This is a genomic window from Bradyrhizobium sp. CB3481 (assembly GCF_029714305.1).
Classification (GTDB): domain Bacteria; phylum Pseudomonadota; class Alphaproteobacteria; order Rhizobiales; family Xanthobacteraceae; genus Bradyrhizobium.
The window spans coordinates 328,199-343,895 of sequence record NZ_CP121647.1; the positions used below are offsets into that span (position 1 = coordinate 328,199).

The window sequence follows — 15,697 nt, forward strand, 5'->3', positions numbered from 1 at the left end:
GCGCTTCGCGCCGACCGGGTGGCTCGCAATGACGGAGCCATCATGTCCCTAATCGGCCGCATCTTCGTCATCCTGTTCGCGTTCCTCGCCGCCTGCTTCGTGGCGGGGATGATCGTGGTCGGCGCGGTGCTGTATCCGGAAATCTCCGATCTCGGCGGGGGGCCGATCGATCAGGGCGCAGTCAATGTCCTGCTCGGCTTCGGCTTCATCTTTCTCTCAGGCTTTGCGCTGCTGCCGGCGCTGGTCGTGGTCCTGATCACGGAGGCCTTCTATATCCGCAGCGTGCTCGCTTATGCGATCGTCGGCGCGGCCTGTTATCTCGGCCTGATCCCCTTCGACACCGAGACGCTGCAGTTCGACGGCATCATCCGCCGGCATCTCGAAATCATGACCGGCGCCGGCATCGTGGCCGGCCTTGTCTACTGGATGATCGCCGGCCGCACTGCCGGGGCCTGGCGCGAGCCGCGGCCTCCGCTACGGCCGCCGCCGCCCTTGCCGTCGCAATCCGTCCGCTGACGTGATGTGTTCCACAGCCGCTCCACTTACCCTACCCCTCCAGGGGAGGGTAAGGGCGCCTGTGCCTTTCCATCCGCCATCGCCTCGGCTAAACCCCGCGCCATGAACCGGACTGGACTTGTAATTGCGTTGGGCCTCTCGCTCGTCATCGGACTGCTGTTCGGAATCTTTCCCGAACTCGACCTGAAACTGGCGGCATTGTTCTATGATCCCACGAGTGCCTCGTTTCCGTTGAAGCAGAGCGGGCTTGCCGCCTTCGTGCGTGATGGCGCGATGTGGGTCGCCTGGGCGCTGGTGCTGCCGGCGCTGTTTGCCATCATCGGCAAATTGCTGCGGCCAGATCGGCCGATGCTGGTGCCGGGACGCGCCGCGGTGTTTCTATTGGTCACGATCCTGCTCTCTGCGGTTGTGCTCACCAATCTCACCTTCAAAAGCTATTGGGGCCGGCCGCGGCCGGTCGTGGTGACAGAGTTCAACGGCCCCTGGAAGTTCGTGCCGTGGTGGGATCCGCGCGGCGAGTGCGGGCGCAACTGCTCGTTCTTCTCCGGCGAGGGCGCCACCGCGTTCTGGACCTACGCACCGGCCGCCCTAACTCCGCCGGCATGGCGGCCGCTGGCCTATGTGGCGGCGACATTGTTCGGGGTGGTCACGAGCGGGCTTCGCATGGCGTTCGGCGGGCATTTCTTCACCGATGTCGCCGCCGCCGGCCTCGTCAGCTTTTTCGTGATCTGGCTGGCCTATGCCTTTATTTACCGCTGGCCCTCGACGCGGCTGACGGATGAAGAGATCGAGGCAGCGCTGGGGCGATGGGGCTCCCCCGGCTACCGCCTGTGGCAGCGCTGGCGTGGACGCCCGGCGGGGTAACCCGGTCTCGGCCGCCAGGCGCCATTAATCGCGTGCCCAGGGCTGCGAAATTTGTTATTCGCGCCTCCAAAGCCGCTGGAGCTTCGGCTCTGATAAAATCAGAACCGAAGCTCCAGCTCCTTGTTTTGACGCGTTTTCTTCACGCGAACCGGTATCCGCTTCGCTTGAAAACGCTATAACCGCATCCGCCATTTTCGACCGATTGGAAACTTGATGAGTACGATTCTGAAAAGCCTGCCCAAGGGGGAAAAAGTCGGCATCGCTTTCTCGGGCGGCCTCGACACCAGCGCGGCGCTGCTCTGGATGAAGCAGAAGGGTGCAAAAGTCTTTGCCTATACCGCCAATCTCGGCCAGCCCGACGAGGCGGACTACGACGAGATTCCGCGCAAGGCGATGGAGTTCGGCGCCGAGAAGGCGCGCCTGGTGGATTGCCGCACGCAACTGGTTCACGAAGGCATTGCTGCCATCCAGTCCGGCGCCTTCCATGTCTCGACCGGCGGCATCGCCTATTTCAACACGACGCCGCTCGGCCGCGCGGTGACCGGCACCATGCTGGTTGCGGCGATGAAGGAGGACGGCGTCAACATCTGGGGCGACGGCTCGACTTACAAGGGCAACGACATCGAGCGCTTCTACCGCTACGGCCTTTTGACCAATCCGAGCCTGCGCATCTACAAGCCCTGGCTCGACCAACTCTTCATCGATGAGCTCGGCGGCCGCGCGGAAATGTCTGCGTTCATGACCGCCAATGGATTTGCCTACAAGATGAGTGCCGAAAAGGCGTACTCGACCGATAGCAACATCCTCGGCGCTACCCATGAGGCCAAGGATCTCGAGCAGCTCAATAGCGGCATCAAGATCGTCAACCCGATCATGGGCGTGCCGTTCTGGCGCGATGATTGCGTTGTGAAGGCCGAGCAGGTCGTGGTGCGTTTCGAGGAAGGCCAGCCGGTCGCGCTGAACGGCCAGACCTTTGCCGATCCGGTCGCGCTGTTCCTCGAGGCCAATGCGATCGGCGGCCGTCACGGCCTCGGCATGAGCGACCAGATCGAGAACCGCATCATCGAGGCGAAGAGCCGCGGCATCTATGAGGCGCCCGGCATGGCGCTATTGCACATCGCCTACGAGCGCCTCGTCACCGGCATCCACAACGAGGACATGATCGAGCAGTACCGGATCAGCGGCATACGCCTTGGCCGACTGCTCTACCAGGGGCGCTGGTTCGACTCGCAAGCACTGATGCTGCGAGAAACCGCCCAGCGCTGGGTAGCCCGCCCCATCACCGGCGAGGTGACGCTCGAGCTTCGCCGTGGCAACGACTACTCGTTCCTGAACACCGAGAGCCCGAACCTGACCTATCAGCCGGAGCGGCTCAGCATGGAGAAGGTCGAGGACGCCGCGTTCACGCCGGCCGACCGCATCGGCCAGCTCACCATGCGCAACCTCGATATCGCCGACACCCGGGCCAAGCTGAAGCTCTATACGGATACGGGCTTGCTGTCCGGCAGCGAAGGCTCGGAGATCTTCAAGCTCGAAAGCGACAAGGGCTGACTAAGCGGATTGTTGTAGTGGTCGTCCCGGCGAAGGCCGGGACCCATACGCCGCGGCGGGCATGGTTGAAACCCGCTGGTGGACGACTTCGCTCACCAACGGCCATTTGTGGTTATGGGCCCCGGCCTTCGCCGGGGCGACCACGTTTGTAGCAGCGAACAAAAATGGCCGGGATCGCTCCCGGCCATTTTCATTTCGTCGCAGATCGCCTCAGCGTGGCGGCGCGGTGCCGGCCGGGGGCGGCGGCAGCGAGGCCTGTCCGCCGTTGAGCAGCGGCGTGATGTTGCGGATGGTGACGCGCCGGTTGATCGCGCTTGGCCCGTCGACCTGCTCCTTGGGATACTGCTCGCCATAACCTTGCGAGGTCAGGTTCTCCGCCGGCACGTTGAACTGCTGCGTCAGCAGCGTTGCGGCGGATTCCGCGCGGCGGTCCGACAGCGACAGATTGTCGACGTCGGAGCCCACCTTGTCGGTGTGACCTTCGATCAGGAACACGGCGCGTGGATTTTCCTGGATCGCCCTGTTGAGGCCGTCGGCGATCACCTGCAGCTTCGCCGCCTGGTCCGGCGGGATCTCCCACGAACCGGTCGCGAAGTTGATGGAGTTGACGTCGATGCTCGGCATCTGCATCCGCACATTGGGGCTGTAGCGGATTTCGTCGAGCGAGTAGCGCCGGTTGATCCGTTGCACCGGCGGCGCCCTCAGGGTTTCGTAGATCACTTCCGGGGGTGCTTCGTCCGCGGCGACGATGTAGCGGTCGTACGGCATGTTGACCACTGGCGGCGGCAGATCGACATAGAAGCCGCCGACGGCTTGCGGATCGCGGTAGCTGTTGTCGATGATGATGATCTCACGGCCACGGTCGTCGCGGCGGATGCGGCGCAGCAGCCGTCCGTCACTGCCGACCACGGTGACAATCTGGCTGCCATCCGGCCGGACCACGACGGTGCGGGTTTCGCCGCCGACGGTCTGGGTCTGGATGTCGCGCGCACCATAGCGGAAGCGATAGAGATCGTTGCCGCGGACGTATTGCTGTCCGCTCGGGTCACGGATGATGACGCGGTCCGGCTCATAGTAGACCGTGCGGCCGCCCTCGGTGACCTCCCGTCGCTGGTTGTGCATGTTGGCGATGGTCGCGCCGGCCACGGCGCCTGCGACGACGCCCGCGCCGATCGCGAGCGGCGTCAGGTTTTCACGCCGTGGCTGTGGCGGAGGCGGTAGTGGCGTTGTGACCGTGGGGGCGGCCCGGAACGCGGGTGCAACCGTCGGCGGAGCGAATTGCGCCCTGCCGGGCGGTGGCGCTGCGGCTGCCGAGCCCGGGACGACAGTCGGCGCGGCGGCGCCCGGTGCGGGGCTGGTCGTCGGCGCGGGCGCAGCCGTTCCGCCGGGTGCGCCCGGAGGCGGCGCGCCGGGGCGACCCGCCGCGGCCGGGGGCGGCGTTGTCGGCGTGCCCGCTGCCGGCGGCGTGGTGGGCGCTGCGCCGGGCCGCGGCGGTGCGGCGGTGCTTCCGCCGGGTGGAGGCGTGGTCGTTGGAGCCGGTGCAGTCGGTGTGGTGGGCGTTGCCCCGGGACGTGGCGGCGCGGCAGTGCTTCCGCCGGGCGGAGGCGTGGTCGTCGGAGTTGGTGTGGCCGCGGGCGCCGGCGGCTGCTTGGCGCCAGCCGGCGGAGGCGGCGGCGGCACAGGGGAGGGCGTCCCCTTCTGCGATGAAGGCGGCGGCGGTGGCGGCGGAGGCGGTGTCGCAGGCTGCTTCGGCGCGGTGGGCGCTGCTGCCGGCGGGGAGGCGGCGGCGGTGTCGGGCGCGAAGGCGCGGCCGCAGGCGGCGGCGGAGGCGTTGCCGGTGCCTTCGGTGCAGCCGCCGGAGGTGGCGGAGGCGGCGGGGGTGCTGCCTTCGGTGCGGCCGTGGGCGGCGGCGGTGGCGGGGTTGGACGTGGCGGAGCCGCGGCAGGCGGAGGTGGCGGCGCCGGACGCGGCGGCGGGGCGGCTGCCGGAGGCGGTGGCGGTGGCGCGGCTGGACGTGGAGGAGCTGCAGCCGGAGGCGGGGGAGCCGCGGGCGCAGGTGCCTTCGGTGCGGCAGCGGGTGGTGGCGCGCCCTTTTGCGGCGGCTGGCCTCCCTTGGCCCGGTCGTCATCCTTGGCTTGCGCCACGACAAGCGGAGCGGTCTGCGCATGCGATGCGGAAGTCGCGAACTGCGTCGCCGTCAAGGCGGTTGTGGCGAGCAGCAGGATGCGGAGGTTTGTCATGATATCCTTGGTCCCCGAAGATAGGCCTGACAGCAACGGAAGGGCCCTCATTGACATGTCAGTTAGTCGATGAGCGGCTCATCATTAGGCCGGATTGTGGCGGTCTACAAATGGTCGAGTGCTATTTATTTCATTAGCGCAAGGGGTTGCATTCATTGCGCGTTCAGGAGGGGCATTCACCCCGCCCCCGGATCGGTGGCGGGGTTGGGCGTGCGGGGGCCATTGGGCCCGCGTATCGGTAGCTCTTCCGGCATCTCGCCCGGCAGCTCCTCGGGTTGTGGCGGCTCGCCTGGTTCACGTAAGGGTGGTGGAACGTCCGGACGCGGATTGCCCGGCGGACTCTCGGGGGGCGGCTCTGTCGGCTGTCCCGGTGTCGCCGGCGGAATCTCCGGCGGTTCGATCGGCATCCCATCTCCTGAAGTTCGGCTCCAGGAGCAACAACGCGCGACGTGCGCGGCAGGTTCCCGCGCGTTTCAAAAATGGAACCGATTAGGCGGGCGTATGGCAGACGGCTTCGATGTTGTGCCCATCGGGATCGAGCACGAAGGCGCCGTAATAGTTCGGGTGATAATGCGCACGGATGCCCGGCGCGCCGTTGTCGCGCCCGCCGGCCGCGATCGCGGCCTTGTAGAATGCGTCGACCGTGGCGCGGTCCTTGGCGACGATCGCGACATGCAGCGGTTTGTCCAGACCGCCTTCGCCGCCGATCCAGAAATCCGGCTTTCCGTTGGCGCCGAAACCGGCGGCGGGATGCTCATCGGGACCGTCCTGCTTCACCTCCATGATCAGGACATAGTCGAGCGGCGCCAGCGCCTTCAGATAGAAAGCCTTGGAACGTTCATAGTCGGAAATCGGAAATCCGATATGGTCGATCATTAAACTCTCCCGCGATGTGAGGCAGCGTCAGACAGGGAAATTCAGCTTCGCGTCAAAAGCGTGTTGCTCCGGGTCTTGCCGGTCTCGGCATAACCGCGCGCACGCATGTCGGCGATGCAGTCGGTTTGCCATTCGTCTTTGGACAAATGCTCGATCACCACCGCGCGCGGCCACAAGCTTTGCGGCGCCTCGGCGAAGAAGCCGGTCAAGACGCGATCCTCAAAACCTTCGACGTCGATCTTGAGCGCGTCGACATGCGAGACGCCGGCCTCTTCAAGGATGCGCTGCAGCCGCAGCGACGGCACCTTGATGGCCCGGCTTGAGGCTTCGCCCGACACGATGTGGCTGGCGCCGAGATTGTCGCCGTCGGTTTCGATCAGCAGTTCGCCGTCGGTGGGACCGGCAGCAGCCGCGACCAGCCGCACCTGGCTGTAACCGGAGGCCCCGCTGTTGAAGGCGAGCCGCGCATGGGTGACCGGATGCGGCTCGATCGCGATCACCTTGCCACCCGCGCCGACGTCGCGCGCCAGGCTGAGCGCATAGGTGCCGACATTGGCGCCGACATCGACGAACACGCCGCCTGCGGGAAGATGCGCGCGCAAGAAATCCAGCTCCTCGATATTGTAGGCAGGGTTGAACAGCGCGCCGCGTTCGGTGGCGCTAGCCTGGTGGTAGAAGCGGAACGAGCCACCTTGATATTGCACGTCGACCGGGCCACTGCGCAACAGGTTCACCAGCCGCGACAGCATCGGCCGAAACGCCCCGCGCTTCAGCCGCGTGCGGTGGGCCAGCGAAATGATGGCGGCCTGTGCGGCATTGGGGGCGAAGGCGCCGAACGGGGCGGGGGCGGGATCATTGTCGGGCGTCAAACAGAGGTCCTCGGATAGAAGCGGCGCATGCATAGCCGGTTTTGCGCGCGACTCCAACGAGGCTGTGAGGCTTCGTTTCGGTTGTCATGCCCCGCGAAGGCGGGGCATCCAGTACGCCGCAGCGTCTCGATGAATCGCTGTCGTCTCTGGAATACTGGATCGTCGGCCTTCGCGCCTTCGCGGACGATGACAGGGGGAGTACGATCGAATACTATGCCGCCTTCTTCGCCGCCTTCCGCGGCCGCAGGAAACGGCCCAGCAGGCGCTGCCTGTCCTTGCGCGGGATCAGGTTGACGTCGCTGACCAGCTTGGCGCCGCCCTTGCGCCGTTCCAGCACGATCTTGCGGCTGTGGAACGCCTCCAGCTCGGCGCGGTGGGCGACGCTGACGATGGTGGCCTTCGGCAATTCCTTGATCACCATCTCCATCATCTTGTCCTGGCTCTTGGCGTCGAGCGCCGAGGTCGCTTCATCCAGCACGACGATGTCGGGGTTGTGCAGCAACAGGCGCGCAAAGGCGAGCCGCTGCTTCTCACCGCCCGACAGCGTCTGGTCCCACGGCGCCTCTTCCTCGAGCTTCTCCTTGAGATGGTCGAGGCCGACCTTGCGCAGCGCTTCGCAGATCTGCTCGGTCAGCCAGTCATCGGCCGCGCCGGGATAGGCGACCGCGCGCCGCAACGTGCCTGACGGCACGTAAGATTTTTGCGGCAGCATGAAGAGCCGGCGGTCGGCGTGGAAGTTGACGCTGCCGCCGCCCCAGGGCCAGAGCCCGGCCAGCGCCCGCACCAGCGTGCTTTTGCCGGTGCCGGATTCACCGGCCACCAGCAGCCGCTCGCCGGGTTCGATTACGACTTCGGTCTCGCCGACGACGGCAGTGCCGTCGTCGAGCGTCACCGAGAGATCGTTGAGGCTCAGTATCGCGCCGCCCTCGGTCTCGCCGCGCTGGATGCGGCCGATGCCGTCGCCCTGTTCGGCGCGCTCGAGGCCATCGAGCGACATCATCAAGGAGGCGATGCGGCGGGCGCAGGCATTCCAGTCCGCCAGCCGCGGATAATTGTCGACCAGCCAGCCGAACGCGGTCTGCACGATGGTGAAGGCGGATGCCGCCTGCATCACCTGGCCGAGCGTCATGCTGCCATCGAGAAATTTCGGCGCGCACAATAGCAGCGGAACGACTGGCGCGATCAGCCCTGATCCCTGCGACACCAGCGTCGTGCGCATGTGCTGGCCGGCGAGACGCGCCCATTGCCGCAGCACTTTCGAAAAGGTCTTGTCGATGCCGTCGCGCTCTTCCTCTTCGCCGCCGAGCAGCGCGATGCTCTCGCCGTTCTCGCGCAGGCGCGTCAGCGTGTAGCGGTATTCGGCCTCGGCCTGGTTCTTGTCTTCCGACACCTGCACGAAGCTGCGCCCGATCGTCACGATCGAGCCTGAGGCGATCGCGGCGTAGAGGATCGCGGCGATCACGAGGAAGCCCGGGATGGTGATCGTGGAGCCGCCCAGTGTCAGCGTCAGCGCGCCGCCGATGGTCCAGAGCACGACGATGAAGGTGGCGGCCGACAGGAACGCCGAGGTGACGCCGGCGACAAAATCCACCGGCGAATCGGTCGCAATCCGCAGGTCCTCGGCGATCCGGTATTCCGGGTTCTGGTGATCGCCGCCGACGAGGTTGAGCTGATAGTAGCGGCCGTTCGCCAGCCAGCGCGAGATCACGGCACTGGTGAGCCAGGCGCGCCAGCGGCGCTGGATGGCCATGCGGGCGAACACTTGCGCCACACCGAGCAGCACGCTGCCGATCGCCAGCGGAAAGAATACGGCGGTGAGATAATAGACAGTCCCGGCATCGCGCCTTTCGATGGCATCGAAGATCGCGCGATTCCAGACATTGATGCCGTATTGAAAGCCGACATGGCCGACGATCAGCAGCAGCAGTCCAATCGTGAACAGCCAGGCCAGCCGGTCGCCCGTCCTGCCCCAATAGCCGCGTGCAGAAATCCAGAAACGCGTCAGCAGATAATCCTTGCGGGCCTGCTCGGCCTCTTCGGGCGACATCTGCGGATCAGGCTCGATGACCTCCGGCGGCGGCGGTTCGACCTGATCTCCGGTCTCGGCGACGACCTCCGCGAGTTCGGCTTTTTCTTCGGGATCCGGCGCCCCGGACTCCGGCGTCTCCTTTGCCTTGGCTGCCGTGTTCGCAGCGGATTTCTTCGCGGACGGTTTGGCTGCTTTGCCCATGGCGGCACAACGGCAGCCAAATCAGAAGGTTCCCGCCGGTTCCCGGCTTAGATCAATCGATCGCCTTGGCTGCGCGCCGGCCGTTGCCGGCTACTGTGCATGGGGTTGTTTTCGATATTTTTCTTTGGGGCCGTCAAAGATGCATCAGGCCGGATCTGATCTCATCAGCGTTAGGCCGGGGCAGCACGGGGAGCGCCGCGGTCTCACCGCGCATCGGCCATCCCGCGTCAGCGCGCTTCCGAAGCCGCCGGCTCGAACTTGCGCCGGCGCGCGTCCTGCAGCACGCGGGAAAGCTGCTCGATCGAATAGGGCTTTTGCAGCAGTTCGAAGCCGTAAGCGCCGTGCTCCGACAGCACGTGGCTGTAGCCGCTGGTCAGCACGACCGGCAGCTCAGGATGGTTGCGGCGAATTTCCTGGGCGAGCTCAAGGCCGCTCATGCCGGGCATCACGACGTCGGTGAAGACGGCGTCGAAGCGGTCGGCGCCGATCGCCAGCTCTTCGAGCGCGTGCGTGGCACTCCCGACGAGGCAGGTAGCGTAGCCGAGTTCGGCCAGCGCATCGGTGGTGAATCGCCCGACCTCGGCATTGTCCTCGACGACCAGCACCGACATGCCGCGGCCGTCGGTCCCTTCGACATCGGTGGCCGGTGTCTGCCGCGACTTGCCGCTGCCGGCGGTGCGCGGCAGGTACAGCGTGAAAATGCTGCCTTTGCCGACTTCGCTGTTGACGGTCACTTCGCCGCCCGACTGCTTGGCGAAGCCGAAGACTTGCGACAGGCCGAGGCCGGTGCCATGGCCGGCCTGCTTGGTGGTGAAAAACGGCTCGAAGATGCGCTCGAACTGATCCGGCGGGATACCGCTGCCGGTATCGGCGACCGACACGGCAACATAGCCATAGGGATGTTGCGGCAAAGGCGCGGCATTGGGCAGGCTGGCCGCCATTCCCACCGCGATCGTCAGCCGTCCGCGGCCCTCCATGGCGTCGCGTGCGTTGACGGCCATGTTGATGATGGCGGTCTCGAACTGGCCGGCATCGGCGTTGACGAAGCATGGCTCTTCCGGCCCGAGGATGACGATCTCGATGCGCGAGCCGATCAGCGTTGAGATCATTTCGCTCAGCGTCTGCACGCTGCGGCCGACGTCGAAGATCTCCGGCTTCAGCGTCTGCCGCCGTGCAAAGGCCAGGAGCTGCCCGGTCAGCTTGGCGGCGCGGGTCACCGTATCCGAGATCGCGTCGATGTAGCGCAGCCGCCGCGGTTCCGGCAGGTCGGGCCGCCGCAACAGGTCGACGGAGGCGCGGATCACCGTGAGCAGATTGTTGAAATCATGCGCGACGCCGCCGGTGAGTTGGCCGAGTGCTTCCAGGCGCTGGCCGTGCTTGAGCGCTTCCTCGGCCGCCTGCCGCTTCTCGGCCTCGAAATGCAGATGGCGGGTGCGGCGCAAGGCGAGCCCGAGCAGGGCAAACAGCAACGCGGTGGCCGGCGCGCCGAAGATCAAGTGCTGGCTCATGGTGGCTAGCCAGCGCGCGCGGATCGCCGAGGTCTCGAGGCCGGCGCTGACGTAGATCGGATATTCGGCGAGGCGCTGATATCCGAGACGCCGCTCCACGCCGTCGACTGGCGAGGTGGCCGTGATCAGGCCGGCCTTGGGGTTGGCCGCGATCTGTGTGCCGATCGCGCCGGTGCGATCGAGGCGGACGTCGCGGCCAGCGGCCGGGAAACGGGCCAGCACGGTGCCGTCGGCGCGGCCGACCGCGAAGAAGGCGCCAGGCTCGCGGCCGATCCGGGCATAGTAATTTTCAAAATATTCCGGCAGCACGGAGGTCTGGATCACGCCCGTGAAGCCATGGTCCTCGCTCGGCCGCCGCCGGCTGACGCCGAAGAACGGGGCGCCCTGGTAGGGCGGGCGCGGCTTCAGCACTTTGCCGATATAGGTTCCGATATCGCTGGCGGCATGAGCCTTGAAATAATCGCGGTCGGAAAAATCGATGTCGGGGGCCGGGACGACGAGGCTGTTCACCAGCGCATGACCCTTGGCGTCGAACACCCAGGCCGACTTCACCTGCGGCAGCGAAGCGACCAGTTGCTTCAGCCGCAGATGCAGCGCCTGTTCGCGAGCGACGATCTCGGCATCGGGGATGTCGCGGATGATCTCGCCGATCTCCGACAGGCTGCGATCGATCGTCTCGAAGACTTTCAGCGCATGCTCATGCGCGACGTCGAGCGTGCGCTCGATCTCGCGGTCGGCGGTTTCGCTGATGGAGGTCCAGGAGACAGCGGATGCAAATACGAACAGCGCCAACGGAAGGGCCAGTGAGGCGGCCATCATCCATTGCAGTAGTCTCAACGAATTACGTTGGGCGGGGTGCACGCTCGCTCCGGATCATGCGCCAAGCTTAACGCAATCTCCGGCTGGCAACCAAGTCCCGTCGATGGAACCACGATCGCTTGCCGCGCCCGGCCTCGGCGCGTTCTGATTTGCTTCAAATTGCACTCGAATGTTGCAAAGCCTGTCGCCCGGCGCGCATTCGCGCGACCGGCTCGCTCGGCTACAGGCGAGGACGCTACGACCTAGATCTGCCGCTCGACCATCTTGAGCTTGAGCTCGGCGATGGCTTCCGATGGGTTGAGGCCCTTCGGACAGGCCTTGGCGCAGTTCATGATGGTGTGGCAGCGGTAGAGGCGGAACGGGTCTTCGAGGTTATCGAGCCGTTCGCCGGTGGCCTCATCGCGGGAATCGGTAACCCAGCGGTTCGCCTGCAGCAGCGCCGCCGGGCCGAGGAAGCGGTCGCTGTTCCACCAATAGCTCGGACATGAGGTCGAGCAGCAGGCGCACAGGATGCACTCGTAGAGGCCGTCGAGTTTCTCGCGATCCTCGTGGCTCTGCTTCCATTCCTTCTGCGGCGTCGGCGTGGTCGTCTTCAGCCACGGCTCGATCGAGGCGTACTGGGCGTAGAAGTTGGTGAGGTCGGGAACCAGGTCCTTGACGACAGGCTGGTGCGGCAGCGGGTTGACCTTGACTGCGCCGCCGGCGGCGACGTCATGCATCGACTTGGTGCAGGCCAGCGTGTTTTGGCCGTCGATGTTCATGGCGCAGGAGCCGCAGACGCCTTCGCGACAGGAGCGGCGGAAGGTCAGCGTCGGGTCGATGTGGTTCTTGATCCAGATCAGGCCGTCCAGCACCATCGGCCCGCAATCGTTGATGTCGACATGGTAGGTGTCGATGCTCGGGTTCTTGCCGTCGTCGGGATTCCAGCGATAGACCCGGAACTCGCGCGTCTCGGTCGCGCCGGCCGGCTTCGGCCAGGCCTTGCCGCCAGTGATCTTCGAGTTCTTCGGAAGCGTAAATTCAGCCATGCTGCAAGCCTTCGCTGTCGTCCTCAGTACACCCGCGCCTTCGGCGGGATGTACTGAACGTCGTTCGTCATCGTGTAATTGTGCACCGGGCGGTAGTCGATCGTGGTGTTGCCGCGATCGTCGATCCACGCCAGCGTATGCTTCATCCAGTTTTTGTCGTCGCGCTCGGAAAAATCCTCGCGCGCATGGGCGCCGCGGCTTTCGGTGCGGTTCGCCGCCGAATCCATCGTGACGACCGCCTGCGCGATCAGATTGTCGAATTCGAGCGTTTCAACCAGGTCGGAATTCCAGACCAGCGAGCGGTCGGTGGTCGCAACGTCGCCGATGCCGCCATGGACCTTGTGAATCAGGTTCTGGCCTTCCTGCAGAATCTCGCCGGTACGGAACACCGCACAATTGTTCTGCATCACGTGCTGCATGCCTTCGCGCAGTTTTGCCGTCGGTGTGCCGCCGGAGGCGTAGCGGAAATGGTCGAGCCGGCCGAGCGCCGTCTCGGCGGAATCCTTCGGCAATTCGGCCTGCTTGCCATTCGGCGTCAGCTTTTCGGCAAGCCGCAGCGCGGCGGCGCGGCCGAACACGACGAGGTCGATCAGCGAGTTGGAGCCGAGCCGGTTGGCGCCGTGCACGGACACGCAGGCGGCTTCGCCGATCGCCATCAGGCCGGGCACCACGGCGTTGTCGTCCCCGTCCTTCTTGGTCAGCACCTCGGCGTGATAATTGGTGGGAATACCGCCCATGTTGTAGTGCACGGTCGGCACGATCGGGATCGGCTCGCGGGTCACGTCGACATTGGCGAAGATCTTCGCCGATTCGGAAATGCCGGGCAGCCGTTCGTTCAGCACCTTCGGATCGAGATGATCGAGATGAAGGAAAATGTGGTCCTTCTTCTTGCCGACGCCGCGGCCTTCGCGAATCTCGATGGTCATCGAGCGCGAAACCACGTCGCGGGAGGCAAGGTCCTTGGCGGAGGGCGCATAGCGCTCCATGAAGCGCTCGCCCTCGGAATTGACGAGATAACCGCCTTCGCCGCGCGCGCCCTCGGTGACGAGGCAGCCGGCGCCATAAATCCCGGTCGGGTGGAACTGAACGAACTCCATGTCCTGCAGCGGCAGGCCGGCACGCAGCACCATGCCGCCGCCGTCGCCGGTGCAGGTATGCGCCGAGGTGCAGGAGGCGTAGGCGCGGCCGTAGCCGCCGGTGGCGAGGATCGTGGTCTGGGCGCGGAAGCGGTGCAGCGTGCCGTCGTCGAGCTTGAGCGCGACCACGCCACGGCAGGCGCCTTGGTCGTCCATGATCAGGTCGATGGCGAAGAATTCGATGTAGAATTCGGCCGCGTGGCGCAGCGCCTGGCCGTACATCGTGTGCAGCATGGCATGGCCGGTGCGGTCGGCGGCGGCGCAGGTGCGCTGCGCCTGGCCTTTGCCGTAGTCCATGGTCATGCCGCCAAACGGACGCTGATAGATCTTGCCGTCCTCGGTGCGCGAAAACGGCACGCCCCAATGCTCGAGTTCGTAAACGGCTTCCGGCGCGTTGCGCACCATGTATTCGATCGCGTCCTGGTCGCCGAGCCAATCCGACCCCTTGACGGTGTCGTACATGTGCCAGCGCCAGTCGTCCGGATGCATGTTGCCGAGCGAGGCCGAAATGCCGCCCTGCGCCGCCACCGTGTGCGAGCGGGTCGGAAACACTTTGGTGATGCAGGCGGTGCGCAGCCCGGCCTCGGAGCAGCCGACCACGGCGCGCAGGCCGGCACCGCCGGCGCCGACGACCACGACGTCGTAGGTGTGGTCTTCGATCGGATAGGCTTTTCCGTTGGCGCCCGGCCCAGTGGCCTTGCCGTTACCTTCGCCGGCCATGGGCTATACTCCCGATGACAATTTGAGGATCGCGTAGATCGATGACAGCGCCACCGCGATACAGAAGAAATTATTGGCCATGACGCTGACGAGCTTCAGCGTCTCGCTGTGCACATAGTCCTCGATCACGATCTGCATGCCGATCTTCATGTGCCAGGCGCTGGCAATGATGAAGAGCACCAGGATGATCGCGATCGGGATCGAGCCGAGGATTTGTGCGGCGCCGGCATGGTTGCGGCCGATCAGCATCAGCACGATCACGATCACCGGCACGATCAAGAGCGTCATCGCCACCGCCGTGAGGCGCTGGCGCCAGAAATCGCTGGTGCCGGAATGCGAGGAACCGAGGTTGCGGACACGGCCGAGCGGCGTGCGCATCGAGGACGGGCGGCTCATCGTCCGGCTCCCACCGTGTAGGCAATGATCCAGATCAGGACGGTCAGCGAAATGCCCGCGACCAGCGCGCCCCAGGTCAGGGCCTCGCGCTCATTGGCCTTGAAGCCGTAGCCGAGGTCCCAGAAGAAGTAGCGGATACCGCTGCACAGATGGTGCACCAGCGACCACGTGTAGCCGAACAGGATCAGCTTGCCGATGATGCTCCCGGTGAAGGCCTGGACGTTGGCGTAAGCCCCGGGGCCGGAAGCGGCGGCGATCAGCCACCAGGCCAGCAGCAATGTGCCGAAATAGAGCGCAATTCCCGTGGCGCGATGGATAATGGAAAGCGCCATCGTCAGGGTTACGCGGTAGGTCTGCAAATGGGGCGATAGCGGTCGTTCGATCCTGGCGGTCATTCGGCAGCTTCATGTTGTGTGGGACCGCGGCCGGCCCGGTGGGCAACGCGGTAGACGAATTCTATTTACGGAGTCGAAACAGTCCGTGCAACGTCCAAATGGCTTTGAATCGAACCATCGTTCACTGCTACGGGCCTATGAAATGAGATCGATTCAGCGGCTTGGTATACCAGGACAGGTTGTCACGGTCGAAGAATTGAACTCAAATTACAGTTCATGATTGACGTCCGCCGCGGCTGAATGGGCGGGTTCCGTTTCACCGCTCAACTGGATAATCATCGCAGATCACCACGGCAGAAACATCAGATGCGGTCGCGTGGGGCGGGCTCGTGTCCGACGGACCAAAGCCCACCAAGTCCGCGGCCTGATCCGCGCTCGGCCTGTAATGACTACAGGTTCATGATGCGGGCGCCTTCCTTCGCGGCTGCCCTGAACGCATCAGGGCCATTCATCCAGAGCCGACCGGATATGCGGATTCTGCGGCCCGCTTCGCTACCGTCGGCGAGGGGTGTCAGCAAGAAAAGTGGATACTCACGCATCCGAAGCGGC

Annotated in this window: 13 protein-coding genes; 3 read left to right on the forward strand and 10 right to left on the reverse strand. The window is 65.2% G+C overall.

The window, feature by feature from the left end:
* The first annotated feature begins 42 nt into the window (after window positions 1-42).
* From QA643_RS01565 to argG, 3 genes are all read left to right on the forward strand, one after another.
* Entirely contained in the window at window positions 43-516 is a 474-nt protein-coding gene (locus QA643_RS01565; protein ID WP_283031460.1) for a hypothetical protein, read from the forward strand.
* Between the two features lie 102 nt (window positions 517-618).
* Window positions 619-1,380, forward strand: a complete 762-nt coding sequence (locus QA643_RS01570; RefSeq protein WP_283031461.1) for a phosphatase PAP2 family protein — start codon at window positions 619-621, stop codon at window positions 1,378-1,380.
* A gap of 213 nt (window positions 1,381-1,593) precedes the next feature.
* Window positions 1,594-2,931: an argininosuccinate synthase gene (gene argG, locus QA643_RS01575; RefSeq protein ID WP_283031462.1), complete on the forward strand. Its 1,338-nt coding sequence runs from the start codon at window positions 1,594-1,596 to the stop codon at window positions 2,929-2,931.
* Window positions 2,932-3,141: 210 nt separating this feature from the next.
* On the opposite strand, the gene QA643_RS01580 is transcribed toward argG, so the two are convergent.
* From QA643_RS01580 to sdhC, 10 genes are all read right to left on the reverse strand, one after another.
* Window positions 3,142-4,077, reverse strand: coding sequence for an OmpA family protein (locus QA643_RS01580; protein ID WP_283031463.1), 936 nt, complete (start codon window positions 4,075-4,077; stop codon window positions 3,142-3,144).
* 1,270 nt (window positions 4,078-5,347) lie between these two features.
* The gene (locus tag QA643_RS01585) at window positions 5,348-5,578 is read right to left on the reverse strand and encodes a hypothetical protein (protein ID WP_283031464.1); all 231 of its coding nucleotides are present in this window, start codon (window positions 5,576-5,578) and stop codon (window positions 5,348-5,350) included.
* A gap of 82 nt (window positions 5,579-5,660) precedes the next feature.
* A complete protein-coding gene (locus QA643_RS01590) occupies window positions 5,661-6,047 on the reverse strand; it encodes a VOC family protein (protein ID WP_283031465.1) in 387 nt (128 codons plus the stop codon).
* A 41-nt stretch (window positions 6,048-6,088) separates the two neighbouring features.
* Complete coding sequence (locus QA643_RS01595) at window positions 6,089-6,916, reverse strand: FkbM family methyltransferase (RefSeq protein ID WP_283031466.1); 828 nt, start codon at window positions 6,914-6,916, stop codon at window positions 6,089-6,091.
* Window positions 6,917-7,127: 211 nt separating this feature from the next.
* Window positions 7,128-9,146, reverse strand: a complete 2,019-nt coding sequence (locus tag QA643_RS01600; RefSeq protein ID WP_283031467.1) for an ABC transporter ATP-binding protein/permease — start codon at window positions 9,144-9,146, stop codon at window positions 7,128-7,130.
* A gap of 227 nt (window positions 9,147-9,373) precedes the next feature.
* On the reverse strand, window positions 9,374-11,515 hold the full coding sequence (locus QA643_RS01605) for a hybrid sensor histidine kinase/response regulator (RefSeq protein ID WP_283031468.1): 2,142 nt from the start codon (window positions 11,513-11,515) through the stop codon (window positions 9,374-9,376).
* A 200-nt stretch (window positions 11,516-11,715) separates the two neighbouring features.
* Window positions 11,716-12,501, reverse strand: a complete 786-nt coding sequence (locus tag QA643_RS01610; RefSeq protein ID WP_283031469.1) for a succinate dehydrogenase iron-sulfur subunit — start codon at window positions 12,499-12,501, stop codon at window positions 11,716-11,718.
* A 23-nt stretch (window positions 12,502-12,524) separates the two neighbouring features.
* The gene (gene sdhA, locus QA643_RS01615) at window positions 12,525-14,357 is read right to left on the reverse strand and encodes a succinate dehydrogenase flavoprotein subunit (protein WP_283031470.1); all 1,833 of its coding nucleotides are present in this window, start codon (window positions 14,355-14,357) and stop codon (window positions 12,525-12,527) included.
* 3 nt (window positions 14,358-14,360) lie between these two features.
* Window positions 14,361-14,735 carry a succinate dehydrogenase, hydrophobic membrane anchor protein gene (gene sdhD, locus QA643_RS01620; protein WP_283035082.1) on the reverse strand — a complete coding sequence of 125 codons (375 nt, stop codon included), beginning with the start codon at window positions 14,733-14,735 and terminating at the stop codon, window positions 14,361-14,363.
* A 14-nt stretch (window positions 14,736-14,749) separates the two neighbouring features.
* Window positions 14,750-15,148: a succinate dehydrogenase, cytochrome b556 subunit gene (gene sdhC / locus QA643_RS01625; protein ID WP_283031471.1), complete on the reverse strand. Its 399-nt coding sequence runs from the start codon at window positions 15,146-15,148 to the stop codon at window positions 14,750-14,752.
* Window positions 15,149-15,697 lie beyond the last annotated feature (549 nt).